Annotated in this window: 16 protein-coding genes; 10 read left to right on the plus strand and 6 right to left on the minus strand. The window is 62.8% G+C overall.

The features are described from left to right. The first annotated feature begins 138 nt into the window (after nucleotides 1-138). From PMI38_RS09985 to PMI38_RS09995, 3 genes are read left to right on the plus strand one after another with little or no spacing between them, the layout of a single operon-like run. Nucleotides 139-1,353: a hypothetical protein gene (locus PMI38_RS09985; protein WP_008093382.1), complete on the plus strand. Its 1,215-nt coding sequence runs from the start codon at nucleotides 139-141 to the stop codon at nucleotides 1,351-1,353. After that, nucleotides 1,350-3,338, plus strand: a complete 1,989-nt coding sequence (locus PMI38_RS09990) for a hypothetical protein (RefSeq protein WP_008093384.1) — start codon at nucleotides 1,350-1,352, stop codon at nucleotides 3,336-3,338. The genes PMI38_RS09985 and PMI38_RS09990 overlap by 4 nt, the downstream gene beginning before the upstream one ends. Continuing rightward, the gene (locus tag PMI38_RS09995) at nucleotides 3,322-7,083 is read left to right on the plus strand and encodes a DEAD/DEAH box helicase (RefSeq protein WP_008093386.1); all 3,762 of its coding nucleotides are present in this window, start codon (nucleotides 3,322-3,324) and stop codon (nucleotides 7,081-7,083) included. The genes PMI38_RS09990 and PMI38_RS09995 overlap by 17 nt, the downstream gene beginning before the upstream one ends. Here the strand turns inward: PMI38_RS09995 and PMI38_RS10000 are convergent, their stop codons facing one another. After that, nucleotides 7,084-8,094 carry a helix-turn-helix transcriptional regulator gene (locus PMI38_RS10000; protein WP_238540182.1) on the minus strand — a complete coding sequence of 337 codons (1,011 nt, stop codon included), beginning with the start codon at nucleotides 8,092-8,094 and terminating at the stop codon, nucleotides 7,084-7,086. A gap of 193 nt (nucleotides 8,095-8,287) precedes the next feature. Here PMI38_RS10000 and PMI38_RS10005 point away from each other — a divergent pair, with 193 nt between their 5' ends. After that, nucleotides 8,288-9,163 carry a hypothetical protein gene (locus PMI38_RS10005; RefSeq protein WP_008093391.1) on the plus strand — a complete coding sequence of 292 codons (876 nt, stop codon included), beginning with the start codon at nucleotides 8,288-8,290 and terminating at the stop codon, nucleotides 9,161-9,163. Nucleotides 9,164-9,300: 137 nt separating this feature from the next. Beyond that, complete coding sequence (locus PMI38_RS10010) at nucleotides 9,301-10,419, plus strand: DUF3616 domain-containing protein (RefSeq protein WP_008093393.1); 1,119 nt, start codon at nucleotides 9,301-9,303, stop codon at nucleotides 10,417-10,419. 89 nt (nucleotides 10,420-10,508) lie between these two features. Here PMI38_RS10010 and PMI38_RS10015 read toward each other — a convergent pair whose 3' ends face one another. The 5 genes from PMI38_RS10015 to PMI38_RS10035 form a co-directional block, all read right to left on the minus strand. Beyond that, entirely contained in the window at nucleotides 10,509-12,032 is a 1,524-nt protein-coding gene (locus PMI38_RS10015; protein WP_008093394.1) for a DUF2235 domain-containing protein, read from the minus strand. A 36-nt stretch (nucleotides 12,033-12,068) separates the two neighbouring features. Then, on the minus strand, nucleotides 12,069-13,772 hold the full coding sequence (locus PMI38_RS10020) for a hypothetical protein (RefSeq protein ID WP_008093395.1): 1,704 nt from the start codon (nucleotides 13,770-13,772) through the stop codon (nucleotides 12,069-12,071). Between the two features lie 42 nt (nucleotides 13,773-13,814). After that, the gene (locus PMI38_RS10025; RefSeq protein ID WP_008093397.1) at nucleotides 13,815-17,282 is read right to left on the minus strand and encodes a hypothetical protein; all 3,468 of its coding nucleotides are present in this window, start codon (nucleotides 17,280-17,282) and stop codon (nucleotides 13,815-13,817) included. A gap of 665 nt (nucleotides 17,283-17,947) precedes the next feature. Beyond that, complete coding sequence (locus PMI38_RS10030) at nucleotides 17,948-18,508, minus strand: TetR/AcrR family transcriptional regulator (protein WP_008093399.1); 561 nt, start codon at nucleotides 18,506-18,508, stop codon at nucleotides 17,948-17,950. Nucleotides 18,509-18,813: 305 nt separating this feature from the next. Then, nucleotides 18,814-19,560, minus strand: coding sequence for an enoyl-CoA hydratase-related protein (locus tag PMI38_RS10035; protein WP_008093401.1), 747 nt, complete (start codon nucleotides 19,558-19,560; stop codon nucleotides 18,814-18,816). A 116-nt stretch (nucleotides 19,561-19,676) separates the two neighbouring features. On the opposite strand from PMI38_RS10035, the gene PMI38_RS10040 reads away from it, so the two are divergent. From PMI38_RS10040 to PMI38_RS10060, 5 genes are all read left to right on the plus strand, one after another. Then, on the plus strand, nucleotides 19,677-20,324 hold the full coding sequence (locus tag PMI38_RS10040; RefSeq protein ID WP_008093403.1) for a TetR family transcriptional regulator C-terminal domain-containing protein: 648 nt from the start codon (nucleotides 19,677-19,679) through the stop codon (nucleotides 20,322-20,324). 76 nt (nucleotides 20,325-20,400) lie between these two features. After that, a complete protein-coding gene (locus PMI38_RS10045; protein ID WP_008093405.1) occupies nucleotides 20,401-21,117 on the plus strand; it encodes a response regulator in 717 nt (238 codons plus the stop codon). Beyond that, nucleotides 21,114-21,878 (plus strand): substrate-binding periplasmic protein, encoded by a 765-nt coding sequence (locus PMI38_RS10050; protein ID WP_008093407.1) that lies wholly within the window; start codon nucleotides 21,114-21,116, stop codon nucleotides 21,876-21,878. Before PMI38_RS10045 ends, PMI38_RS10050 begins: the two co-directional genes overlap by 4 nt. Then, complete coding sequence (locus PMI38_RS10055; protein WP_008093409.1) at nucleotides 21,875-24,127, plus strand: hybrid sensor histidine kinase/response regulator; 2,253 nt, start codon at nucleotides 21,875-21,877, stop codon at nucleotides 24,125-24,127. Before PMI38_RS10050 ends, PMI38_RS10055 begins: the two co-directional genes overlap by 4 nt. 125 nt (nucleotides 24,128-24,252) lie before the next feature. After that, entirely contained in the window at nucleotides 24,253-25,659 is a 1,407-nt protein-coding gene (locus tag PMI38_RS10060) for an amino acid permease (protein ID WP_008093411.1), read from the plus strand. The last annotated feature ends 128 nt before the right edge of the window (nucleotides 25,660-25,787 follow it).

Raw genomic sequence — 25,787 nt, forward strand, 5'->3', positions numbered from 1 at the left:
GCCGCAAACAGCGGAAAAGATGGCATATTGCCTTCCCGTTTGATCTGGCCGAGCCGATCGCAGCGGGGACTGCGACACAAACTGTCGGCGTCAGCTGCGATGTTGGCCATGTTGGGTCTTTCTCAAGGATGTGTGTTGATGTTTACCGTTCTCTCCCTGCTGGACGACAGGCTGCGACCTAAGGGGTCCAGGGATCCCTTGGCCATCGAGTCGATCTGGAGCGCCGTGGGGCGCAAGCTGGTCGGCAACCTGACCACGGTCACCAGCCGCGCCGAGCATTTCATGGTGGCGCTGCTGGCCTGCCGGCATGCCCATGAAGGCAAATCCCGCTCGCTGGACGAGGTACAGGCGCGCTATGTCAGGGCCGAGCAACTGGCCGCGTACTTGCGTCTGGAAGCCTCTGCCGAGGCCAGCTTGCTGGGGCGTCAGCTGGCCGTTGCCAATTTCAGGCGCGACGCGATGGCGCTGGGCATGCACAAGAAAGCCCAGATTCTGAGCAATCAGCTGAGCTACGGGTTGTGGGGGCTGTATTCCTCGGCCTTGCAGGAGGCTGGCCTGATCAAGGGCAGCGACAGGCGCCTGACCGACGCAGGGCGCGCCCTGACAGATGCGTTGCTGGAGGTGTTCGGCAAGTCGCAATGGCAGCGCTTCGGCGAGCTGGCAAGCCAGGACGCGGTGAGCAGACAGCAGCTGTCGACACTGGCTCGGCCATTTTCGGTCCTGCTCAAAGACCAGGGCATGCGCAAACAACTGGTCTCGGCGCTGCTGCGGTACGCCAAGGCATGCCCCTTGCAACTGGCGTTGCATGACGCGGCCCAGCAGTGGCTGGCATTGCCGGGCGAGCACGACGTACCTGCTCGCGCCTTCGCCAACTGGGCGGTGGGCGCTGATGAGGTCGATGCGCAGGTGCAGCAGGTCCTGGAGCAGATCCTGCTGTTGCAACCGCTACTGGTGTTCGCCAACACCGTGGTCGTCTGGCTGCAGCGGCAGGGTGGGCGAACCCGCGCAGCGTTGGTCGAGGACTTGCGTTCGCGGCTTGCCAAGCCCTTTCTCCAGCCGGGCTGGGATCGGCCTGGGTTGCCCCATGCGTGCTTCCTGCAGGACTTGAGCGATGCTGCCAATGACGGGGATGCGGGTGCGGTGATCGACCAGCTCATCCGCCAGAATTCAGTGGTCATGGGCGTCCGGGGCGGTGCCGCCTGGCTGGATTGGGAGGGGGACAGGCTCAAGGTCAGGGTGCCGGTCGACCGCGCCAGCCTGCCTGCCGAACTGGCCGCGCATTGCCATAAAACGTGGGACTACAGCTTTTTCCTCCATGCCTTCCTCGCCATTGCCAAGGCCGGTCACGTATGAAAGCACATACCATCAGCGACGCGTTTCGCCGCTGCATCGGCGAGCGTGAAGTGAGCTTTGCCTTTTTCAGCACCTACAGTTTCGAGCCTGACTTCTTCGAACTCGAAGTCATTCCCTTGCTTTTGGGCGATCAGGCGCTCTCCAGTCAGGATGACATTCGCTATGTCCAACTGCAGGCCTTGATGCAGGACAAGGCCCGGCGATTCGCCGTGGCCCACGACATGGACGTCTTCAACCCTGCCGCCGGCAGCCGTCTGGAAGTCGACTACCTGCCGGTAAGAATCGGTGGGGCCTGCCAGCATGCCAAGTTGGCGATCCTGGTGGTCAAGGGCGAGCAGGGGGAGGCGGCTATCGTGCTGGCAGCGGGGTCGTTCAACCTGACCAAGGCCGGGTGGTGGGACAACATCGAGGTTGGCCACTTCGTCGAGCTCAGCGCCACCCATGCACCGGGCAATATCCTTGGGCCGCTGCGTCGGGCCTTGCGGTTTTTCCAGGCCAGTACACCGACACCTGCGCTCGATGGGATCGTTGCGGTGCAGGCCGGTTGGTCGCCGAGTGCCGATGATCCCGACTGCAGCTTCTATTTTTCCGGCGCTGCACGTGGGCGCCTGGCCTTCCTCGACTTCCTGCACCAGGACCTGCAAAGGCCAGAGACTGCAAAAGGCACAGGCACGCTGGAGATCATCAGCCCGTTTTTTGCCGAAGCGCCCACCAGCGGCAGTACCCAGGAACTGATGAGCGAGTTCGGCACTGTGCGCCTGTTGCTGCCGCAGGACGAAGACCGGCGCGCGTTGGTCGACCCTGCCGTGTACAGCGCCTTCGAGGTGGAGCAGTGGTGTGATTGGGCCGAGCAGTGGCAAGACAGTCACAAGGTGCACGACAAGCCATTACGCCGCCTTCACGCAAAGGTTTTCCAAGGGCTGGGCAAGCGGCCATGGCAATTCGTCGGGTCAGTGAACTTCAGCCACAAGGCCTTCAATGAAAACGTCGAGGCAGGGTTCCTGCTGCAGGGGCGGGCGCTGGCGCCGTTGCTGTCGCCTTCGACGACCAGTATCACGGGCTTTGCTGAAGTCCCAGGTACGCAATCTGCCGAGACGCAGGACGGATTGGCAATGCCCGTTCTGTGTCTGGCATACGATTGGGAGAGTGGGGTGCTGGAGGTGACGGCGCAGGCGCCGATCAGCGGCGAGCTGACGCTACTGGACAGCTCGGATGGCAGCGTGGCCACGCTGCATTTCGAGCGGGCCACGCAGCTTGTGCAGCCGCTGCCCGCGCTGCGTGAGCACCTGCAGCGTTCCTCATTGCTCAACGTGTGCTGGCAGGCCGGCGGCGAATGCGTGGCGCGTTGGCTGATGGTCACGCAGCACAACATCTACTGCCGCCCCAGCCATTTGCCGGCCATGGACCTGCAAAGCCTGTTGCGTCTGTTCATCGAAATGCGCATGAGCCGGAAGATCAGCCAGTTTGGCGAATTGGCCCAGCGGTTGCTGAGCCGGCGTCACGCCAACGAGGCGGACGAACATCTGCCGCAACTGCCGGATGAGGGCGAAGACCGCAGCTTTTTCTCCGAGTTTTCACAGGTCAACGGGGCGTTCTGGCAACTGGAACGCACGCTGGAACGGGCCGAGGCCGAGGGGAATCACGCCAAACTGGCGTACTACCTCGCGGGCTGTCAGCCCGACTCCTTGCGGGCCATGCTCGACAGCGTGCAGGCCGCAGCGGGCGATGAAGAAACGCTGGTGGTGCGCTATTTGACCCTGGTCAGCATGCAAGGCTTGTTGAACCGCTATCCACAGCACCGTTGTGCAGACCTGGAGGCAGGCGTGGGGGCCGCCATCCGCGGGCTGGAACGCCAGGAATTGCTGGGCCAGCTCGACGAAGGCGAGGGCAGGCGGTTTCTGCAGTGGTTCAGGGCGCAGTTTCAGCGTCGCCTGAGCACTTCGAAGTCACCGAACAAGGAGGTTGCCCATGCAGCGGATCAATAAGGCCACGGCCCAGGCCGTGATCGATTTTTCAGGCAAGAACCCCGAGCTCGCGGGGCTGGCCGAACAGCAGCTGGAGGGCACCGTCGCCCTGTACAACAAGCTGGCTGACCAGCAGGTAGCCTACCTAGCCGATGAAGTCGGGATGGGCAAGACCTACATCGGCCTGGGTGTGGCCGCCTTGATGCGGCATTTCAACCCGGGGTTGCGCGTGTTGTACCTGTTGCCGAAAAACAACGTTCGCGACAAATGGATCAAGGACTATCGGGCCTTCGTGCGCAGCAACTACCGGCTCCAGGACATGGCGGTCAAAGGCCTGGGCAGTGGTCCGGTCACGCCCTTCGCCGACTGTCGAAACCTGCCCGAGCTGGTTCAGACCGTCGCCAGTGGCAATGAGAGGGACCTGTTCCTGTGCACGTCGATCTTCAGCTTCGCCCTGGGCAATACGGCGGCCCAGTTGCTGGACAGCACCCGGCAGTTCGAAGAATCGATGCCCCAGTATCGGCACCTGATGGCCCCATGGGCCCGGCAACTCGGTGCCATGAACGGCAACTGCAAACCGGCGGACCTCAAACGCAAGGTCAAGTCCGTGTGGATGCAGGCGCTGGGCAAGATGTTGCCGCGCTTCGACCTGGTGATAGTGGACGAGGCGCACAACTTGCGGGCCGGCCGTGAAAGCAGCGACCGCAACCGTTCGCTGGCGACCTTGCTGGGCGACAACCGACGCATCAAACGCCTGTTGCTGCTGTCGGCGACGCCCTTCGACCGCGACCTGGGCCAGTTGCGCAACCAGCTTGCCCTGTTCGGCTTCAAGGCGCAGGCCGACCTGCCAGCGGGCAACGATCCGGCCGCCCCCGACATGCACGCAGCGCTTGCACGCTTGCTGGTTCGTCGCTTGAACACGCTCACCCTTGGCGAGGTAGCGCACACCCGCAACATGTATCGGCGCGAGCAGCGCGGCACCGAGGCGCAGGTGACGTTGACGGTTGCGCAAAAACTGTTCGCCGCACTGCTGCAAAAGAAGGTCAGCGAGCATTTGCAGGAAAACTGCTCGAACCGTTTCGAACTGGGAATGTTGGCCTCGTTCGAGAGCTACTTGCCTGGTGAAAAGAACCAGCCCGTGACGTTCGACGGCGACGAGGTCGTGAGCGACAGCGAATCGTCGCGCGATGCGGCAGACCGCGGTGTCGTCGAGTACCTGGTGGAAGATTTCGAGAAGACCTTCAAGCGCAGGCCACCGCATCCGAAAATGGACAGTGTGTGCCGGCAGACCCACCGGCTGGCGTTTGTCGAAGGCAAGAAACAGTTGGTCTTCGTGCGCCGGGTACGCAGCGTCTCCGAGTTGAAGTTCAAGCTCGAAGAGGCCTACGACCAGTGGATCGGCCAGTACATCGACAGCGATGTTGCCGTTGCCAACGTTTTCAAGCGTTACCGCAAGCGCGCCATCCAACGCAGCCACTCACTCATCGAGCCTGAGGCCGTCGATGAATTCGAAGCATCGGCCAGCGGCGACAATTTCTTTACCTGGTTCTACCGAGGACAGAATCCGGAGCTGACCGGCGAGAAAAAGCTGGGGCAGTTGCCGCACAACTTGCGCAGCAAACTCCTGCAAAGCCGATGGTTCGAGACCAATTGGGTGTTCTTGCCGGGCATGCCGACCGCGAAGTCGCTGACCCTCGATTGGGGCGTGATCGGCAAGAACGAATCCACTGCCAACCCCGGCCAGCGTTATCGACTGGCTCAGTATGCGTACCTGCGTGCGGTCGCGGCACGCAAAGACAAGGCCGCGATTGTCGCCAGCCACGTGCTGAATGTGTTGTTCGACAAATTCGAGGCCAAGTGCGACCTGGCCGACCCTTCTGTGCTGGCCAGCGAACTGCAACGCTCGACGCTGTGGGACATCCTGCGACGCCAGGCCGAGCTGTCGGAGCTGGCGCCGCTATGGACCGCCGATACATTCACTAAATTGGCCGAGGCGAATCACGCTGAGGCCGATCGGCTACTGCGCAGGCTCAGTACCCACCAGGAGCTTTTCGGTGTGCTTTGCCGTGTGGATCATCCTTTCATCGACCTGTACGCGCTCAGGCACACAGGCAAGGAAGGGGAGGCCGATGCCGAAGAGGCATTCATGGCGGCGTTGGCCGAACGATTGCGCATTCAGCACGCGCAGCGCATCCCGTTCAGCAGTTACCAGATACTGCGCGACACTGCGCAGAACCTGGACTTGTTGATCAAGCTCAACTTCCCGAATGTGTACACCAAGCCAGTGAGCAGCCTGACCCAATACCTGTCCAGCCAGGTCCGCTCCACATCCCCCATTCGCGGCGCCACGGGCGAGAACAGCGGTAGCCGTACCGCAATCGCCACGTTGTTTCGCATGCCCGGTTATCCCAGGGTGCTGGTGTCCACCGATGTGTTCCAGGAAGGCGAAGACCTGCACACCTTCTGCGACAGCGTGGTCCATTACGGGATTTCCTCCAGCCCTATCGCGCTGGAGCAGAAGGTCGGTCGTGTCGACCGGGTCGGTTCGCTGGCGCATCGACACATGCAATCGGCCGGTGATGATTATGCCGAGCACTTCATTCAGGTCGGCTTTCCGCACATCCGGCAAAGCATGGAGTTCTACCAGGTGCGCACGGCCGCAGCCAACATGAATGCCTTCATTCAAACGCTGCATGCCGTGGGCCGACAAGGCCCGCGCTTCAAGCACGAGGTGCAGTTGCAGGACGAGGTGCTGGACCCTTCACCGGTGCAGCCGCAGATCCTCGATTTTCTGACCAGCCACTACGCCATCACTGGCGACGACCTTCAGGGCGAAGACTGCAGCCAGGCCATCAGCGACCGCGCCAAGGCCATGCAGCAGCGTCTGGAACATGTCAAAACCCAGTTGGGCACCTCGCTCAGAGACCTGACGGGTGATCCGCAGGTGTCGGTCAAGGAAGATGGCAAAGGCTGGCATTTGTCCACCACAGACCTCGACAGCCCCGTCGCTGCCGGGCCGGCAGTTTCCGTCCGCAGCGCAGTTGGCATGGCCGAATTGATGATCGCGGCGACGTTGCCCAGCGGGCTCGAAGATCCCGGTGACATCGACAGCCCGATCGGGCGTGTGCGTGTGCTCAAGGCCCTGCAAGCCGATCCGTTCAGGCGCCTGGCGCGGGTGCCGGGCACCGACAAGTCCAGGCAAATGGCGTTGCAGTATCAGGTTGAAGGTTATGCGGGGAGTGACGGTGTGCTGATCGGCGACGAAATTCTCGACGTCTATCAGCGTGCCTCAGGTTCGCAAGCAGTCGGCAAGTGCACCGAGCAAATGCGCTCGCGCGTTCACGCGATGGTGGACGGGCTGGCGTGCGACACGCCGCGGATGAGTGTGCGGCGCTTGTCGACCTGGAGGCTTGAGTTCCTGTTCAAGCTGGAGGGGCGCAAGCAAGTGGTTCGGTGGGCGTTCAAGGGCCAGTACGTGATGTTCAGTGCCAACGTGGTCGACCCCAAGCACACCCGAAGATTGGCCATGTTAAAACGGTTCAGCCAGTCACCGCTGGTGGAGCACACGCTCGGGCGCAACGCCCTGTTCGAACTGGTGGACTTCCATGTCGACCAGGATGAGGCACTGAGCGTGCGAGCCTGCCACCCGGTGCAGCACCTCAATGAAGAGGAACTGATGTACATCGCCCATCAGGTCGCGTCCCAGGCCGACCGGCTGGAACACGTATTGATGGGGCGGGAAGGGGAGATCGGCGGCGACGACTGATCAGTCTGCCGGGCATTTGTAGCGTTCGAGCGCCTCATGCAGCTTCCCGCACACATACGCCCGCAAATCAGCAGGGGCCAGCACTTCGATGTCTGCCGCGTTGCTGAGCAGAAACAGGCGTAGCCCCTGGCTGTCGTTCAACTGGCAGGTCAGTACCCAGCCGTGCCGGTCTTGCGTGATGAGCTGATCGGCAGACAGCGGGTTCTCGGTGAGCCGGTTGTGAAGGTTGGGGCTCAAGCGCAGTTTCAGTTCGACAGGCCCGTCGCCATGGAGCGTGATCAGGTCCCGCTGTGCTTGTGGCGACCCAGGGTCGTAACCTGCGGGCTCAGCGATGTTGGCCACCGTGGTGCGGACACTGACCACCCGGTGCAGCATCAGTGCACAGGTGGTGCCAGGCCCATTGCTGCTGTACTTGCCACGCGCGGCGCCGTCTTCAGGCGCTTGGCCTGGCAGCCACTCCTCGCTGGCGACGTAGGCCGACAGATAGATGTTCGAGTCCTGGTAAGAGAGCGCCAGCGGCTTGAGCAGATAGGTGCAAGTGACAGCGCCGACGTCACGTGGCCTGTACACCATCTCCAGGCACTGGTCGTCCCGCATGGCGTCCTGGATGGTCTGCAGGTGTTCGGTGTTGTAGTCCCCCGGTTGAAGCACGGTAAAACGGGTGCCGGTCCTGATGCGCCCCTCGGCCACCAGGTTGCGTCTGGCTCCGGCAATGATCGAGTCGGCCGCGTAGTCCCGCAACGCGGCCAGCTCGCCCGTCGCTGCACGGAACCCGAAGCATTCTGCATGTTGGAACATGGCGGTGAGGGTCATCGATTCAGCCGGTGAAAGCACCAGGTCGAGGCTTGCACGGCGCAGGATCCAATAGCGGGCCCTGCCGTCTTCGTTATCGGTCACCACCTCCTTGATCACCTTCTGCTTGACCAGGGCTACAAGGTCGCGGCGGGTGGTCCGGCTGCAATACGCCGGATAGGACGCTTGCAGGGCGAGATGAATGGCCTGGGTGGTCATTTTGCCCCCTTCGCGATGGAGCGTTTCCCTGATGAGCTTGCGGCGTCTTTCGCGATTTGGCGCGTTGTATTCGGATCCAGCCAACATTGCTTCCTCATGGGCAAACTACGGACAAAACAGTGTCGTATTGCTGGATACCATTGTTCTCGCTGGCACGCAATCGTGCACTCAAGGCCAGCCCACAGGAGTATCGATGAAAGCCACTCAAGCCCACGCCACCCTCCCGCATGTCCCTGAGTTCATCGGCTGGCTCGCCACCGAACTGGACTCCAAGACCTTGTTCAAGCATGAGTACGTGGATCGGCGCACGGGTGCCAAATGGTCTTGCGACAGCCTCTACGGCGCCTATCAGGCCTACGCCTGGAATCATCCCGGCAACGCCCGGCTTTCGTTCAACCCCGGTGTGGACGCTGCCAGCAACTCGAACGCTCTGCAGGTGTTGCGCGACGATCTGCTGGCCGCCGGGAGCGACGATGACCTGATGTTGCAAGGCGCGCTCGACGTCATGGCCTGGGGCGGTGTCACGGCGCGCAACGCCGAGTGGCTCAAGGCCAACAAGGTAGGCCTGGGGCGCCAGGTGCAGGAGGTGAAAGCGGCGCTGCTGAAAAAAGACCGCAATGCCCCGATCCTTCGCGACAAGACCCTGCGGTTCAACGCCGGGATGACCAAGATCTACTCGCTGATCTGCCCGGACTTCGTGATCTACGACAGCCGCGTGGCGGCGGGCCTGGGCTGGCTGGTGGTGCGCTACTGCCAGGCCAAGGGGCTTGTACAGGTTCCCGAGGGCTTGAACTTCCCTTGGGCAGGGGCCAAGGAGGGGGCGACCACGGCGGCCCCGAAGAACCGCAACCCCAGCGTCGGAACGCTTCGGTTCAAGCGGCTTCGCTCCGGTTCGCACCACGCGCGCTGGAACCTGAATGCCAATTGGGTACTGAGCCAGGTGGCCTGCCATGTGCTCAACGCTAAAAACCCCTTCCGCGTGGGGGCGACGCCTGCGCAGACCTTGCGTGCGATCGAGCAGGCGCTGTTCATGATCGGCTATGACCTGGGCACGGTCGCGGCGGCTTGAACGATCGTCGGCGCGAAATAAAGCGCATAGCGAAATCGTCTAGGTCGTGACTTTGCAATTGCTCACCACTCGCTGTTGACTACTTGGATGAGCAGGGGGCGCGGTTGCAACGACGGGTCAAGCGAGGGCCCTTCATCATGAACAAGGCGCATGGCGTAACCTTGGAGTTCGATACCGATCTCAATGACCTGGCCAAAGGCAAGGCGCTTCGCGATGGGCTGTCCGTTGCCCTGCAGATCGGCGCTACGCTCTGGGTTGCCAACGATGAAACGGTGAGCCTGGAGCGGCTGACGCCACTGCCGGACGATGGCGCTGGCGCTTGCCGCTACGGCCAGCACAAGCAGTTTCAGCTCGGCGATTATCTGGCGCTGCCAGTGCCACCCGGCGATGACCCGGAAGAACTGGACGAGGCAGACATCGAAGGGCTGGCCTTTGATGCCGGCTACCTCTGGCTGGTGGGCTCGCACAGCCTAAAGCGCAAGAAGCCGAAGCTCAAGGAGGGGTACGGCAAAGCCAGCAAGCAACTGGCCAAGATCGGCCGCGATGGCAACCGCTACCTGCTGGCCCGCATTCCCATCCTGGAAGAGGCCGGCGGCTGCCGGCTGGAAGAGCGCATTACCCGGCACGGCAAGGACCTCTACGCCGCCCGGCTGGGGGGGAACGCGTTTGGCGACGAACTGACCGAAGCGCTGCAAGACGATGAACATCTCGGGCCATTCCTTGCGATCCCAGGCAAGGACAATGGCTTTGACATCGAAGGCCTTGCGGTTGTGGACGGGCGGATCTTCCTCGGCCTGCGCGGGCCGGTCTTGCGTGGGTGGGCGGTGGTGCTGGAGCTGGCGGTCGACGACGATCCCGGTTCTTCCACCCTGAGCCTGAAGGCCATCGGGCCGAACAAACGGCGCTACCGCAAGCACTTCCTCCAACTCGGGGGCCTGGGCATTCGCGACCTGTGCGTGCAGGGCGCGGATTTGCTGATCCTGGCTGGGCCTACCCTGGATCTCGATGGGCCGGTCAACGTTTTCCGATGGCCCGGCGGTTGCGCACCTGATGACGAGGTAATGGTCCCGTCAAGCGTATTGCAACCCGTGCTGGATGTACCTTTTGGCGAAGGCAACGACCATGCAGAAGGCATCACCCTGTACGTGCCGGAAACCGGCCAGAAGCCCTCGTTGCTGGTGGTGTACGACGCTGTCGCCGAGTGCCGCAAGGTGGAGCTGAGCGCAGTGCTGGCGGATATTTTCCAGTTGCCGTGAAGGCGATGCTTCATGCGCTGTCGCCGCAGGCAGGGTAGGGTGCCGGCGGCGACAGTCCGTGCGCTGACAACGTGGAAGGGACCGACAGCTCATCCCTTCACCGTCAGCGCAACATGCCCTCGGTTGTTGCCATAACAGTTCCACGCGTCATTGGCATAGGCATACAAATACCCCGACCGCTTTGGCGTATAGCTGCGCCCTTTACCTATCTCGAACACTTCCGGCTTGATCAGATACCCTTTGGCATCCACCCCATCGCTGTTGGCGATCGCCCCGATCAGGCTGAACCAGTTGAACTGTTCATGACGCTTGGTGAAGTTGAAGTTGGCATCGTTGTTCTTGAACAGCTTGCTGTACCAGGTCTCCACCTGGCCGAGTGCGCTGGCCACCAGGTGGGCGACCTCCGCCGGCTGGAAATTACCGTCACCGGTACCGCCGGGGTCGCAGCTGATCGAACTGTCGAGCCATTCCCCCGACGCGCTGAAATGGTAGGTTTGGCCAGCTTCCAGCCACAGGCCCGTTTCGTTCCAGGGCACGCGGGCCGCAATGTCGATCACCAACGGGAGGGGCGGTGCGATCAGGCGAGACTGCCGGTAGGGGTGTTGAGTGATGGGCGGGTCATTCTGGCGCTCGAGGGCAGTTTGATGAAAACTGGCCATTTGCGACTTGAGGTCAGGAATGCTGCGCGGTTGCGTGGGCAGCAAGCTGAACACGCCGTCGCACGAGTCATGCATCATGTCGTGAAAGTCAGGGCGAATCTGCTTGATGGTCTTGGGGTTGAACGCCAGCCCACATTTCGAAGCTTCCTCGACCATCCACTGCAACGCGCCGTCAGCCAGGCCGCTTTCACGATAGCCACCGCCGACATCGGAATGCACGCCGGGGAACCACAACTGCTGCACGTCCCAGCCTGCGGGTACATCTGTCCATAGCGTGGGCTGGAAGGACGCACGGCGCTCGTCCATCGCCAAGGCGTGCCGGCCCGTCCTTACCGCGGCGTGGAAGGTGGTGTCGTGGAAGGTGTAGCGATTGCGGTCATCGAGCAGGTTGAGCAATGCCATGTCGTCGGGAATGCCCAGTGCGCCGACGGTGTCCCACACGCCGATGAAGCGAATCGGAATGCTGGCCCCTTTGGCGTTATGAAATTGCCAGCCCAACTTGTCCCAGTCTTCGCGATCTTCCAGTTTGCGTCGGTAGCCGAATTTCATCAGGCGGTCGATGTTGCTCCAGACGTCCGCTGGTTCCATGCTGGCAATCTTCAGCAAGCCGCAACAACTGATCAATCCGCTCAGGCTTCGAACGGTATAGGCGCCACGGCTGAACCCGAACAGATAGATGTCCATGCCCGGCTGATAGCAGTAACAGAGCTTCTGGTAGGCACTCTTGATGTTGGCGTCCAGCCCTGATCCTGTGCCGCCACCCAACGCCTTGTCCCACCATTTGCCGGATGTACCGACACCGGGGTGATAGTACTTTTCCTGATGAACACCGGCGGCGTCCTCGTCCGCCACGGCGTTATGCAGCCTGACCACGTTGGTGGGTGCCGGAACACCTTTATCCAGCTGCTCGGGCGTGTTCCAGGTGCCGTCGCAGCAAATCACGATGTTGGACATGAAACTGCCCTCTGTTCGGTTTGACGAAGTGATGAACTACGCATGAATCCAGAACGCACTTTCGGCAAATTGCTCGCCGTTCCACCAGTTGGCAGTACCGGTTCCATACGCGAAGTTGCGCGCACCTGCCTGGCTCTGCAGCGGCGCAATCACGTCACCGGCAGCATCGCGCCTGGCGCTGTGGAGGGCGTCCTCGGGCACCACCGCCACGATATGCCCAGACCGGCCATCTTCCTTGCGCCGTGCAACGATCAGGGCAACGCCGCCCTGGTTGGCTGCCTGCTGCAGTTTGCTGAGCGTGCCGGTTTGCCGCCAACCGAACTCGCTGCCGAAATCGCGCAGCCAACGGAACAGGTCGTTGGCCCGCATCTCGGTGATCGTGGCACCAATCAACGGTGCAACGGGCTTGTTGTGCGACAGGTCCAGCAGCGCCCTGGCCGTCCACCAGGTGCGCGGCAGATACACCCCGGCGAGGGCGCAATAGTCGTGGCAGTAGATGTTGCAGAAGGTCAGGCCATCGCGTGGCTGGTAGCGTTTGTTGGCCGGGTTGTCGACGCCCAGCCAATCGATGATGGCCGCCAGCTCGGTGCGCAGTGTCTGGGGCGTGTCGCCTTGGCGTTGGGGTTGACCGCGTTCGTTCAGCGAATGTGCACCAGCTGGCGCAATGCGCCGGGTGACCTGGTTGGGCTTGTGCGCCAGGTGCGCAGCGACGATGCCGGTGCTGGGCTCCGTAGGCGCCGGAAGGGTAATGGGCACATCCTCGATCGTCTCATCCGCGACCAGGAATTTCTGCGCGGCGAAACCGTGCAGCAACGCGCCGAACAGTGAGGTTTCGATCTCCCGGAAGCCGTTCTGCGCACGGATACCGACGGCACGTACCGGGTGGCCGTCGGGCAGGTTGCCGATGACGTTGGCTTTCGACGGTTCGCTGATGCGCGGCTCGCTGCGCACGCGCAGGGTGCTTTCGCGGGTGTCCACCCGCAGGAACTCACCAGTGGCCGTCAGAGTGCTCGGGGGCGGCAACAGCGCAAGGCCTGGCGCGGCAGGGGCAAGCTGTGGCGGCGCGCCGTCCATGCTGACGGTATGGGCGAGCTGAAGGAAGTCGAGCAGGTTCTCGCCGTAGAACCGTTTGCCATCGAAAAAGCCCTGGCGCAGGCCCTTTTTCGGGTTGAATCCGCCGGTGTTGTAGGCGATGCCGACCGATGCCAGCTGCTGGTCGCTGAGCGACTGCGCCTTGGACAACCCAAGCGTTTTCAAGCCTCGCTTGAGTTCGCTCAGGCACTGGTCGAGGGCACCCTCGAACTGCGCGTAGCGCTGGTCGAGGAAGTAGTCGGGGTCATCCTTGAAGAACTGCAGGTCGCGCTGGAAGATGCCGAAGCCGTGGCAGAACTTGTTCTGTCTTTTCGCCACGGGTGCGTAGGCTCGAATGTGCTGGGCCATCTCCACCAGCGAGCGATGGGCGAGCTCGAACATCTCCTCGCCATGCGGGGCTGCCAGCAACGCGGCCTTGTCCTTGGGAAAGGCTTTGCGGCCCTTGTCCGAGTCGAGCGTATCGCCTACGCACAGCCTCAGTACTTCGGCTTCCGGGAGGTCGTGGCGAAGGTTCTGCCAGATTTCACCCGTCTCCTGGCAGGCGATTGCAGTGAGGAAGTCCACGGTCAGCGGAGTGCCGGCCAAGGCAGGTTGCAAGCGGTCCTGGAAGTGCGACTTGAACCATTGGACATCGTTTGCATTAGGCATGATGTGCTCCTCTGCCGGCGCAATGACCGGCATGTGGTTGCATCAGAACTTCGAATAGTTCAACGCATCGACCAGCGCCGAACCGCCGATGCCCGTGAGCGATAGCAGCAGCGCGCGTACCAGCGGCTCGTCGGCATAACGGGAAAAGGCGCCCGTGTTCAGGGCCACGATGCGTTCGCGAAGCAAGCGGAACTTGGCGGACAAGGGTTCGTTGCCGGCGATTTCAAGCAGATACTGGTCGATTCGCTGAAGGCCGACAGTCCTGGCCTTTTCGGCTGCCCGACGCAGGGAGAGCGCCGAAAAAAGCAGGATCAGCCCCGTTAGCGTGAAGGTGATGATCATCCCTGGTGGCGTGGGCCAGTTGTCGAAGTAACTGCTGCGAGAAACGATCAGAATCAACAGCACAATGGTTGGCGCGTAGATCAGGCGGCTGACGGCGGCCGTGCGCTTGGCGATCAGGTTCAGGCCGAACCATTCGTCGATGCTTGGGTGGGCGGCCTTGTCCACGGGGTTGTCGAGGTCGCCGTAAAGCGCTTTTTGCTCACGTTGCAACTCCCTTGGCCAGATCCAATGCTCCTCGCTGAGCTGGCGTATGAAGCGGATCAACAACCAGTTGGCGTCGACGACCCAGAAAACCAGCAGGTTGAAAGCCAATAAGGAAGGAAGCCAACTCCAGATTCCCAACGACAGGTTGCCCCGTATGGGGCTGCCGTCAAAGGGCCATAGCACGAACAGCAAGCTGGTGAGTGCCACGAAGATCCAGGCGCTCAGGATCGCGCGCAACAGCCTGGCCCCGAAGCTGCCGCAAATGCGATGCTCGCGCCAGTAGTACAGGACTTCTCTGGGGCCACGGTGGTTATGCTCCGGCTCAGGCTGGGGGGTGGGCGAGAGCGGCAGGAAAACATGGCTGAGCCATAGGCCTAACGCATTGAACAAACGCCTCATGGGCCTCAGTTTTCCATCCTCGGTCAAGGCACGAAGCTGCTGCCATAAACCGGGCCGCTTTTCACCCTTGGCGCCTTGCAGGTGGAACTCGCGCTCAAGCTGTTGATGATTCAGACGCAGGCTGCGCGCCCCCCATGCCAGCGCGGCTATCGAGATGATCACCGCGAGCAAACGCAGGGCCAGGGTTGGCCAGGCACTGATGCCTTCGAAAAGGAACATCGGTTCGCCCAAGCCTTCTTCGGTCAGGCTTTCGCGTTGCTGGTAAGCGCGCAGCAGCACCAGGATGAAGATCACCAGCGGCACCACCAGATACCAGGCCTTGGCATCGAAGAGGCCTGCGGCCGCCTTGTCTTTGTTCTGGGCGCGACGGTTCAGACCGGACCCGACCAACCCCAGCAGGATCAGGGCGAAAGTGACCCACAGCATCTCGACACGCCAGGACTGCATGGCCACCCATGCAGTCAGCGCTGCCACGCCATACATTGCGGGTGGCACCCATGCGCTCACCCCCATCCTTCCCTGGCGGTTGCTGCTGCCCCACCAGCTCAGTATCAGCCCGAGGGCCACCAGCAACACGGCCAACGGCCCTGCCAGGAAATACGACAGGATTGCGTGCAGCAGGTGTTTCACTGCGCCGGAAGGTTCTGGGTAAATGGGTGGGGAAGGGTCCTGCAGGCAGCGCAAGGCCATGATGTCCTGCGGACGAATATAGGTGCCCTGGCCCGATCGATTGCTGATAGGCGCGCAATCGGGCGAGCGCCGTTTGGTGGAACTGCTTTCCAACGGTATGAAGCCACTGATGCCTACTTCATAGATGCTTGGCGACAAGATGCCGGCTTTGGAGTAATCGAACTTCCAACGTTTGGCGTCGAACGGCTCGGGGGCCAGTGCTGCCAGCACCGAGACGAACACTGCACTTTGCAGGCTGTCGCGAAACGGCGGCATCTCCTGCTGCAAGGCCCGGGTCAATGTCAGGCCGTAGGGCGATGCCAGCACCAGATTGCGCGTCACCTGGGCTTGCCCGCGTTGCAACATGCGCGCATCCAGGTCCGTGGAGAAAAACAACTTGTTTGGCATCCGGTTCTTCAGCGCCTGCAGCACCAGCAGCTTGTCATACGTATCCAGGCCTAACACTCCAATGGCGCCGATGCCGCTCTGGCCGGCGTTACGGTACATTTGGTCCTGCAGCAGGATGTGATCGGCAAGCCGGCGCAAGTAGTCCAATTGCGAGTTGCCGTCAGATTTTTCCAGCGGGCTGAGGTCGACTGTGCGACTTTCCTTTTCGGTTTTCTGGTCAGTCTTGGCGATGGTGTCTTCGGGTAGACGGCCGTCCAGACCGCGTAGGTAGCTGTAGCGAAGGACCCATGGGTCGACCTTGTAGGTGTCCACGGGCGGCATCGACGGCCGCTCGGCGATTTTAATGCGGAAACTTTCTATCAATGCTCGGCTGTAGAAACTGTCCCATTCAGAAATCAGCGCGATGCGATTGGCATTGCGCCATTCGGCGCCAGGGAAGCATTGCCTTTCGTCTTTCGGTGTGGCGCATTGTGCACCGGCCGCTGGGTCGACGTGGCGCAGCTTGAGCTCGTCCAGTAACAGGCGGGCCATCGTGGTGTCGTCGCTGACGGTGCGTATCAGCTGCATGCCTTTGAACGAGTCGATTTCCTTTTGGTTGCGTTTGTCGAAGTCGTTGAGCAACAGTTTCCTGTCAGCTGTGGCCAAGGGTGAATAGATTTCGATGTTCTGCGCAATTTCTACTGCCTTGGCGTTTTTTTCGGGTAGAGGTTCGCCGTCAGTGCCGAGCCCATAGCGTACGCGGGCCTCTTCTCTATACAGGGTGCGCAGCATTTGTGAATCGGCCGGCCCGATTACCTTGAGGATGTCGGTGGCTGCACTATCGCTCAACGCGTTTTTTAGATGTCTCAGTTGGGCCAGCGGATTCTCCCCGAGCGCATCCTGCTTGAGCCAGAGCAGCCTTACTCGCGCGGGAGGCGGCTGTTCTTCGTCGCTGGCTTGGGTGGGTATCAATGGGTCGGCGACGAAGTCCTCGTAGGGGACTTCCACATCTGCAACTACCTCGGTTTCTTCTTTGCCTTGCGCGGTTTTTATTGTCCTGGCCTCGCCAAGCCTCAACGGGTCGATGCTCATGGCCAGGCAGCCAAGATGTTGCTCATCTTCGGGTACCAGACGGGCCCCCTTCAGGCCTGCCAGAATGGCGTAGCGCATGCGGCGGCGAAGTTCGACAGTTTCGGCATAGGCGCCATCCTCGACCAACGCCACGATAAGTTGTGCCTTTGTCGGGGGGGAATTTACGGTGCAGGCCGTTGGTACGGGTGTGATCTTCAAGTCTTTGACACGTTTACGGTAACGCTCAAGCGCATCGAAAGGGTCTTGCCACAGACGTGCTTCGATCGGCATGTGCGGCTGGAACTGGCCGCCCTCGGGGCGTGTTTCCAAAAAAGGCGCACGGCTCAGGGCGAATGCAGAAACGACAAGGCTGAGTATCAATGCACTGCCTGGCAGCCAGACGGCATAGTTGCTCGTTGAATTATTGTTTGTGTCCATTGTGCATTACCTGAATCAGGTCGCCCTTGGCACAGGAGCGGGACCGGATCCAGCAGCCACGAACAGCGGCTTGCACTACGTCGATGGGGTCGAACGTGCGGAGCGGCGGACATTGGTCTCTGTTAACAGAGACTGGCAAGTTGAAGTTTAGAAAAGACCGGCAGGCTGGCAAGTTGCCAGATTAGTGTGTTGCCTGTTTTCTGATGTTCGGTACACAAAAGTCAAGTACAAGGCGCCAAGTGTATCGGCAAGTTAACAGTCAAGTTGCCAGGGACATTGATTTTGATGTGCGTTGGTTAAACCTGTGGTTTTTCCTGTGGGAGCCGGCTTGCCGGCGATAGGGCCAGAACCGGCGCTGCAAGCCGGCCCCGTTTTGCCTGTTCCGGCCTCATCGCCGGCAAGCCGGCTCCCACAGGGGGCGCGTCAACTTTCAGAAATTGAGTCAGGCAGTTGCTTTACAGGAATCGCATCAACTTTTTGAAATTGAGCAAGACAGTTGCTCCCTCAGGTCCATCGCAGCTTTCAAAGCCTGCGGTATGCCGGTGGGAGCAACTGTCTTGCGCCCTATCCAGAAGCCTGCACGGTCACTGTGGGAGCCGGCTTGCCGGCGATCAGGCCGGGGCAGGCCGCTCGGGAAATGGGATCTTGCCGCCGTTCTGATCGGCTCAGGCGCCGAGCACCGCGGTGCTCGCCTGTATCAGCCACGCCTCGATCCCGGCCTCGTCCACCGGCCCAGGGCGCCGGCGCAGGCCGTGCGCCGTCTCGACCAGGGCGAAGATCGCTTCGCTGGCGCATGCCCTGCCGGTGCACGGCAAGGGCGCCCCGCGTCGGCCCTGGTCGATGTACGTCAACAGCGGCGCACGCAGGCGTCCCTGCGCCTTGTCCAGCCAGTGCCACTGGTCGCTCGTCAGGTGCCGGGCTTCATGGCGCAGCAGCAGATCCTCGTGCGGGTGCGAGCGCTGACGGGCCAGGAGGAACCGCAGGTAACCTGGCACGTCACGACTGAACGACCCGTTGTGCCACGCCGCCAGGCGTTGGGCCAGCACCTCGAGCAGCACATCCAGCAACAGGTCCTGCTTGCTCGCCACATGGTGATAGAGGCTGCCCGACTGCAACCCGCAACGCGCCGCCAGCTGGCGCATGCTCATGCCGGCAAAGCCACATTCGGCCATCAGCTCGGCGGCGTGCAGCAGCAGATCGGGCGTTCGCGAAGCGTTCTCGGCCATGGGGATCCCTCTGGTGTCGTTGTTGTGTGCCATCACCCTAGGCGCGTGTCTCACTAGCGGATAGGCCGGGATTGACTGGCTCACTGTATTCACCATTACCGTGCTGGACACCCCCCAAATGGATATTGCCCCCGGCTCAATGGCCTGCACTTGTGGGAGCGGGCTTGTCCCGCGAAAGGGCCGGCCCAGGCAACAGAGGTGTATGGCCAGGGCTTCGCCCTGGTTCGCGGGACAAGCCCGCTCCCACAAGTTGACACCCACAAGTCGATACCCACAAGTGCCTGCCAAGACTCGGTTCAGGCAGCCTAGCGCTTCGCCATTGCCGCTAGCGCAGCCTTCGCTTCATCACTGTTCAGCCGCTCGATGAACAGCAGCCCTTCCTTGGCCACCGTCGCCGCCAGTTCTTCCCGATGCGCATCCTTGAGCAAGCGCTTGCTGATGCGCAGCGCATCGGCCGGCAACTGCTGCAACCGCCGCGCAAGCTTCACGGCGGCGGCCTGGCACTGTGCGCCATCCTCTAACAGCTCGGTCGCCAGGCCCCATTGCACGGCCCGCTCGCCGTCGATCAGCTGGCTGCACAGCAACAACTGCGCAGCCCGGGCATGCCCCAGCAGCCGTGGCAGCAACAGGCTCGCGCCAAACTCCGGGCACACGCCCAACGGCACGAACGGCGTGCGCAACTTGGCGTCGCGGGCCACCAGTACCTGGTCGCAATGCAGCAGCACGGTGGTGCCGATGCCGATCGCAGGCCCCGCAACCGCAGCGATCAGCGGCTTGTCCAGCGCCAGCACCGCCCACATCATGCGAAACACCGGGCTTTGCAGGTCGGTCGGGGGCTGGTCGAGGAAGTCCGGCAAGTCGTTGCCGGCGGTAAAGCACTCGGCGCTGCCGGTCAGCACGATCACCTCGACCTGCGGGTCGCTGTTGGCCGACTCGAACAACTCCGCCAGCCGCGTGTACATGGCGTTGGTCAGGGCATTGAGCTTGTCCGGGCGGTTCAGGCGCAGGGTCAGCAGGCCTTCGTCGAGTTCGTGCTGGATCAGGTCGGTCATCAGGAGCCTCTGTTGTTTTTGTGAGGGGTGCTGAAGCAGGTGTCGCCGGAGTATCGCGTTTCAGGCGACTTGCTGTACAGTCGTTCAACTGGACTATCCCCGCTTGAGGACGACCGATGACCCAGGAAGCCCGCTTCAGCCGCATGCTGCCCGAACTGCGCAAGGCCAATCTGGTCGAGGCCACGCTGGCCTGCCTGAAGCGTCATGGCTTCCAGGGCGCCTCGATCCGCAAGATTTCTGCCGAAGCCGGTGTCTCGGTGGGGCTGATCAGCCACCACTATTCCGGCAAGGACGAGCTGGTCGCCGAGGCTTACATGGCCGTCACCGGCCGGGTCATGCAACTGCTGCGCGAGGCCATGGACCAGGTCGCGCCCAACGCGCGCGAACGCCTGTCGGCCTTCTTCCGTGGCTCGTTCAGCGCCGAGCTGCTCGACCCGCAGCTGCTCGACGCCTGGCTGGCGTTCTGGGGCGCGGTGAAAACCGCCGAGGCGATCAACCAGGTGCACGACCATTCCTACGGTGAATACCGCCGCGAACTGCGTAGCCTGCTCAGCGAACTGGCGCGGGAGGAGGGCTGGGAAGACTTCGACGCGGACCTTGCCGCCATCAGCCTCAGTGCCCTGCTCGACGGGCTGTGGCTGGAGTCGGGCCTGAACCCGGGCACCTTCACCCCGTCCCAGGGCGTGCAGATCTGCGAAGCCTGGGTCGACGGCCTGCAGGCCGGCGGTCGGCAACGTTTCACCCTGACCCGCGAGGGCTGTTGATCGGCCGTTCAGCAATCGCTAGTCTTGGCGCACTCTAATAAGAAACACGCCTACGGGCGCTTCAGGACCCTACGCAATGACCTCTCGCGTACTGATCGTCGACGACGATCCGCTGATTCGTGACTTGCTCCAGGCCTACCTGTCCCAGGAAGGCTATACCGTCCACTGCGCCGCGACCGCGGAACAAGCCGAAACGCTGTTGGCCGAACAGCCGGTGGAGCTGGTGATGCTGGACATCCGCCTGCCCGGCAAGGACGGCCTGACCTTGACCCGCGAGCTGCGGGTGCGCTCGGAAGTGGGGATCATCCTGATCACCGGGCGCAACGACGAGATCGACCGCATCGTCGGCCTGGAATGCGGCGCCGACGACTACGTGAGCAAACCGCTCAACCCCCGTGAACTGGTGTCCCGCGCGAAGAACCTGATCCGTCGCGTGCGCCACGCCCAGGGCGCCCGGCCGGCCGGGCCTGCCAACGTCACCCTCAAGCAGTTCGGCGACTGGTCGCTGGACTGCGACCGCCGCCGCCTGATCGATCCGCAAGGGGCTGAAACCTTGCTGACCCACGGCGAATTCCAGCTGCTCAGCGTGTTCCTGCGCAACAGCGGCCATACCCTGAGCCGCGACCAGTTGATGGACCAGATCCGCAACCGCGAGTGGGTGCCCAACGACCGCTCCATCGACGTACTGGTCGGCCGCCTGCGGCGCAAGCTGCACGACGACCCGGCCGAGCCTGAGCTGATCATCACCATCCACGGCGCCGGTTACCTGTTCACCGCCAGCGTGGCCGCGTGAGGCAATACCTGCTCGGCGTGCTGGCGCTGCTGGCCAGCGCGGCGCTGCAGGCCGCAGAAACCCTCCGCTATTGCGATTATCCGGTGTACCCCCCTGTGTCCTGGAGCGATGGCAAGCAGCCGCGCGGGCTGGCGCCGACGGTGGTCCGCGAGCTGTTCGGGCGGCTGGGCTACCAGGTCGAGATGGTGGTGCTGGGCAACTGGCAGCGCTGCCTGCTCGACGCCGCCGAAGGGCGGGTGGATGTGGTGCTGGCCTACACCTCGGAGCAGCGTGCCCAGTCCATGCGCTTTTCCCAGGTGCCGGTGCTGCGCGAGGAAGTGGCGGTGTTCGCCAACCGCCAGCGCCCGCTCAAGTTCGACAAGCTCGAAGACCTGGCCCAGTACCGCGGCGGTCTGCTGTTCGGCGAAAGTTACGGCCCCGAGTTCGACCGCTTCGTGGCGCAGCACCAGAACATCGAATGGGTCTCGGACAGCGGGCAGAACTTCGGCAAGTTGATACGCGGGCGCATCGACTTCGTGATCCAGGAGCGGCGCACCGGCCAGCTGTTCGTCGAGTCCCTGCCCGGTGCCCGGGACATCGTCGCGCTGCCGGCGGCACTGAGCGTCGACTACCTGCGCGTGGCCGTGTCGCGCCGCTCGCCGCTGAGCGAGCGGATGAGCGAGATCGACGCGCAGCTGCAGAAGATGACCGACGCCGGCGAGCTGGAGCGCTGGCTGCATGAAAGCGAGGTCACCTACCGCGACATGGTCAGCCAGCCATGACCCGCCTGCAACCGGGGGGCCTGCTGCGTCGGCTGCTGCTGTTCATCCTGCTGTTCAGCTTGTGCTTCACGGTGCTGGCCAGCAGTGTCCAGCTGTACTTCGAGTACCGCCGCGAGATGCGCGAGATCGATGCGCGCATGGCGTTGATCCGCGCGGGTTACCTGGCCAGCCTGGAGCGCAGCCTCTGGGACCTGAACCAGGAGCAGCTGAACGTGCAATTGCGCGGGCTGGTGGACTTTTCCGACGTGGCGCTGGTGCGGCTGAACAGCGCCGACTTCACCTTGCAGCAAGGGGATCCATCGCCTCAGGGCCCGCTGCGGGTCGAGCGTTTTCCCCTGGACTACCAGCCGCCTTCCGGGCCCTTACGCCACCTGGGCGAACTGGAGGTGAGCATCGACCTCGGCGCGGTGCACCGACGGCTGTTCGCCACGGGGCTGACCAGCCTGTTGTGGATGAGCGTGTTCCTCTGCGGCTTGGCGCTGGCGCTGTCCGGGCTGTTCTACCGCCTGGTCACCCGTCACCTGCAGGTCATGGCGGATTTTGCCCGGCGCATCGGTGCCGGGCAGTGGCACGAGCCGCTGCGCCTGAAAAAGCGCCGCTCGCCGCACAGCGACGAGATCGACAGCGTGGCGCTGGCGCTGGATGACATGCGCCGGGCGATCCTCAGCGATATCGAACGTCGCGAAACCGACCGCCTGGCCCTGCAGGACAAGCGCGACGAGCTGCAGAAGCAGGTCGAACGGCGCACCGCGAGCCTGATGCGCGCCAAGGACGATGCCGAGGCGGCCAACCTTGCCAAGTCGCGCTTCCTCGCCACCATGAGCCATGAACTGCGCACGCCACTCAACGGCATCCTCGGCATGGCCGAACTGCTGCGTGGCGCGGGGCTCGCGGCAGACGATCGCAAGCGACTGGAGGCTTTGTACAAGGCTGGCGAGGGGCTGCTCGGCATCCTCAACGAAGTGCTGTACTTCGCCCGCCTCGAAGAGGGCGAAAGCCACCCCGAGGCCGTCGATTTTTCCCTGCGCCAGCTGTGCGACGAGGTGCTGACCCTGCTCGAACCCCGCGCGCTGGCCAATGACAGCGTGGTGCTCTGCCGCATCGACCCGCAGTTGGCCACGTACCAGCACGGCGCCGAGCAGTACCTGCGCCAGGTGCTGAGCAACCTGCTGGCCAATGCCATCAAGTTCACCGAGGGCGGCGAGATCCTGGTCGAAGTGCAGGTGCTGCAGTCACCGCCTGGGCGCCAGCACCTGCGGCTGAGTGTCACCGACGACGGCATCGGCATCTGCGAGGCGATGCAGCCGAAGATCTTCGGCCGTTTCGTCCAGGCCAGCGAGTCGGTCGCGCGGCGCTATGGCGGCACCGGCCTGGGGCTGGCGATCAGCAAGCACCTGGTGGAGCAGATGGGCGGGCAGATCGGCGTGCGCAGCCGCGAGGGGGAGGGCAGTTGCTTCTGGTTCGAGCTGGATCTGGCGACGGCGCAGGCTCCCCAGGCACTCGCGCGTGCGGTGCCCAGCGCGGCGCCGCTGGAAATCCTGGTGGTGGAAGACGTGGCCTTGAATCGTGAAGTGGTGCGCGGGCTGCTGGAGCGTGACGGGCACAAGGTGTGGCAGGCCGAAGATGCCGAGCAGGGGCTTGAGCTGTGCGCCCAGCAGCGCTTCGACCTGCTGCTGCTGGATGTGCACCTGCCGGGCATCAGTGGTGTGGAGCTGTGCCGGCAGATCCGCGCCGGCCACACGCTTAACCGCGAGACGCGCATCCTGGCGCTGACGGCCAGCGTTCAGCCGGCGCTGGTGCGTGCCTACCTGGCTGCCGGTATGCAGGGGGTGCTGGGCAAGCCGCTGAAACTTGCCAGCCTGCGCCAGGCCCTGGCCGGGCAGCGCCAGGAGGAACAATCGGCAACGCCCACCTGGGTTGACCACGAGCTGCTCGACACGCACCGCACGCTGCTGGGCGAGCAGAAGCTGCAGGGCCTGCTGGCCGCGTTGCTGGACGCCCTGGCGCAACACCGCCAGCCCTTGCTTGAAGCGGTCGAGGCGGGTGACTGTACCGAGGTGACCCACCTGGCCCATCGCCTGGCCGGCAGCAGCGATTCCATGGGTTTGTGTGGGCTGGCAGCGACCTTGCGGCGGCTTGAGGAACGCGGGCTGGAGCGTGATAAACCGGGTGTGCGGGCCATGGCCGGGTTGCTGCGCGAGCACCTGCAGCGCGCCGAAGACAGCCTGGCTGAACTGCTGGCGGCTTGAGCGACAAAAAACTTACGACTTTTTACATCTTTGATCTTTACGATCAACCGGGGCTTACATCGCTTTCCAATAATCGGGTCAACCGCTGCACACGCGGTCTTCGACGCTTATTGGAGATAATAATAATGAAAGGCCGTAAAGCTGAAGGTATCCACCTCACACGGGCATTGAAGAGTCGGCACATCTTCATGCTCTCGCTCGGTGGCGTGATCGGCACCGGGCTGTTCATGGGTTCGGGCGTGACCATCAACCAGGGCGGGCCGGTCGGCGCGATCCTGGCGTACCTGGTGGCCGGTTTCCTGATGTACCTGGTGATGGTCTGCCTGGGTGAGCTGTCGGTGCAGATGCCGGTGTCCGGCTCGTTCCAGGCCCACGCGACGAAATTCATCGGCCCGGCCACGGGCTTCATGATCGGCTGGGTGTACTGGATGAGCTGGGCGACCACCGTGGGCCTTGAGTTCACCGCCGCCGGCATGCTGATGGAACGCTGGTTCCCCGGGGTGCCGATCTGGTACTGGTCGGCGCTGTTCGTCGCGGTGCTGTTCGGCATCAATGCGCTGGCCACCCGTGCCTTCGGTGAGGCGGAATACTGGTTCGCCGGCATCAAGGTGGCGGCGATTCTCGGCTTCATCATCGTCGGCGTGCTGGTGATCTTCGGCGCCATCCCGCTGACCAGCGGGGCGCCGGCACCGATGATGAGCAACCTGATCGGCGATTCGCTGTTCCCCAATGGCTTGTCGGCGGTGTTCGCCGTGATGATGACCGTGGTCTATGCCTTCCAGGGCTGCGAGATCATGGGCGTGGCGGCGGGCGAGACCGACCAGCCGGAGAAGAGCATCCCGCGCGCCGTGCGCAACGTGGTGTTCCGTGTGCTGATCTTCTATGTGCTGGCGATCGTGGTGCTCTCGGCGATCGTGCCGTGGCAGCAGGCCGGGCTGATGGAAAGCCCGTTCGTGCAGGTGTTCGACATGGTCGGCATTCCCTTTGCGGCGGACCTGATGAACTTCGTGATCCTCACCGCGATTCTCTCGGTGGGCAACTCCGGCCTCTATGCGTCTACCCGCATCCTCTGGGCGATGTCCAAGACCGGCATGGCGCCCAGGAGCCTGTCGCCGCTGAGCAGCCGCGGCGTGCCGCTGCGCGCCCTGTTCATCACCCTGTGCTTTGCGCTGGTTTCGCTGATGACCAGCTTTGTCGCTGCGGACACCCTGTTCATGGTGCTGATGGCGGTGAGCGGGATGTCGGGCACGGTGACCTGGATCGTGATTGCGCTGGCGCAGTACCGGTTCCGTCAGCAGTTCCTGCGTGATGGCGGGCAGTTGAGCGAGCTCAAGTACCGGGCGCCGCTGTACCCGCTGGTGCCATTGCTGTGCATCACCCTGTGCAGTTCGCTGTTCGTGTTCCTGGCGATGGATGAGACCCAGCGGCCTTCGCTGTACTGGGGCTTCGGGTTCATTGCGCTGTGCTATGCGGCGTACTTCGTGGTGCAGCGCAAGCGCCAGGGGGTTGGGTTGGAAGTGCCGGTGGCATGAGAAGGGTCTGGTTGGTGTTCGCCGGAGTCTTTGCGGCGCCTATGAGATCGAGCGCCGCCCGCGCGGCGCATCGCGGATAAATCCGCTCCTACATTTGTTGCAACGTGCCATGGCCTGACAGGCCATGG

It is taken from the genome of Pseudomonas sp. GM84 (genome assembly GCF_000282535.1).
GTDB lineage: Bacteria > Pseudomonadota > Gammaproteobacteria > Pseudomonadales > Pseudomonadaceae > Aquipseudomonas.

Excerpts from the sequence above, each read along its gene's own strand:
- PMI38_RS09990 (WP_008093384.1), top strand. The coding sequence starts at position 1,350 with ATGAAAGCACATACCATCAGCGACGCGTTTCGCCGCTGCATCGGCGAG.
- PMI38_RS09985 (WP_008093382.1), top strand. The coding sequence starts at position 139 with ATGTTTACCGTTCTCTCCCTGCTGGACGACAGGCTGCGACCTAAGGGG.
- PMI38_RS10000 (WP_238540182.1), bottom strand. The coding sequence starts at position 8,094 with ATGACCACCCAGGCCATTCATCTCGCCCTGCAAGCGTCCTATCCGGCG.
- PMI38_RS10025 (WP_008093397.1), bottom strand. The coding sequence starts at position 17,282 with ATGGACACAAACAATAATTCAACGAGCAACTATGCCGTCTGGCTGCCA.
- PMI38_RS10055 (WP_008093409.1), top strand. The coding sequence starts at position 21,875 with ATGACCCGCCTGCAACCGGGGGGCCTGCTGCGTCGGCTGCTGCTGTTC.
- PMI38_RS10030 (WP_008093399.1), bottom strand. The coding sequence starts at position 18,508 with ATGGCCGAGAACGCTTCGCGAACGCCCGATCTGCTGCTGCACGCCGCC.
- PMI38_RS10060 (WP_008093411.1), top strand. The coding sequence starts at position 24,253 with ATGAAAGGCCGTAAAGCTGAAGGTATCCACCTCACACGGGCATTGAAG.
- PMI38_RS10005 (WP_008093391.1), top strand. The coding sequence starts at position 8,288 with ATGAAAGCCACTCAAGCCCACGCCACCCTCCCGCATGTCCCTGAGTTC.
- PMI38_RS09995 (WP_008093386.1), top strand. The coding sequence starts at position 3,322 with ATGCAGCGGATCAATAAGGCCACGGCCCAGGCCGTGATCGATTTTTCA.
- PMI38_RS10015 (WP_008093394.1), bottom strand. The coding sequence starts at position 12,032 with ATGTCCAACATCGTGATTTGCTGCGACGGCACCTGGAACACGCCCGAG.
- PMI38_RS10010 (WP_008093393.1), top strand. The coding sequence starts at position 9,301 with ATGAACAAGGCGCATGGCGTAACCTTGGAGTTCGATACCGATCTCAAT.
- PMI38_RS10045 (WP_008093405.1), top strand. The coding sequence starts at position 20,401 with ATGACCTCTCGCGTACTGATCGTCGACGACGATCCGCTGATTCGTGAC.
- PMI38_RS10020 (WP_008093395.1), bottom strand. The coding sequence starts at position 13,772 with ATGCCTAATGCAAACGATGTCCAATGGTTCAAGTCGCACTTCCAGGAC.
- PMI38_RS10035 (WP_008093401.1), bottom strand. The coding sequence starts at position 19,560 with ATGACCGACCTGATCCAGCACGAACTCGACGAAGGCCTGCTGACCCTG.
- PMI38_RS10040 (WP_008093403.1), top strand. The coding sequence starts at position 19,677 with ATGACCCAGGAAGCCCGCTTCAGCCGCATGCTGCCCGAACTGCGCAAG.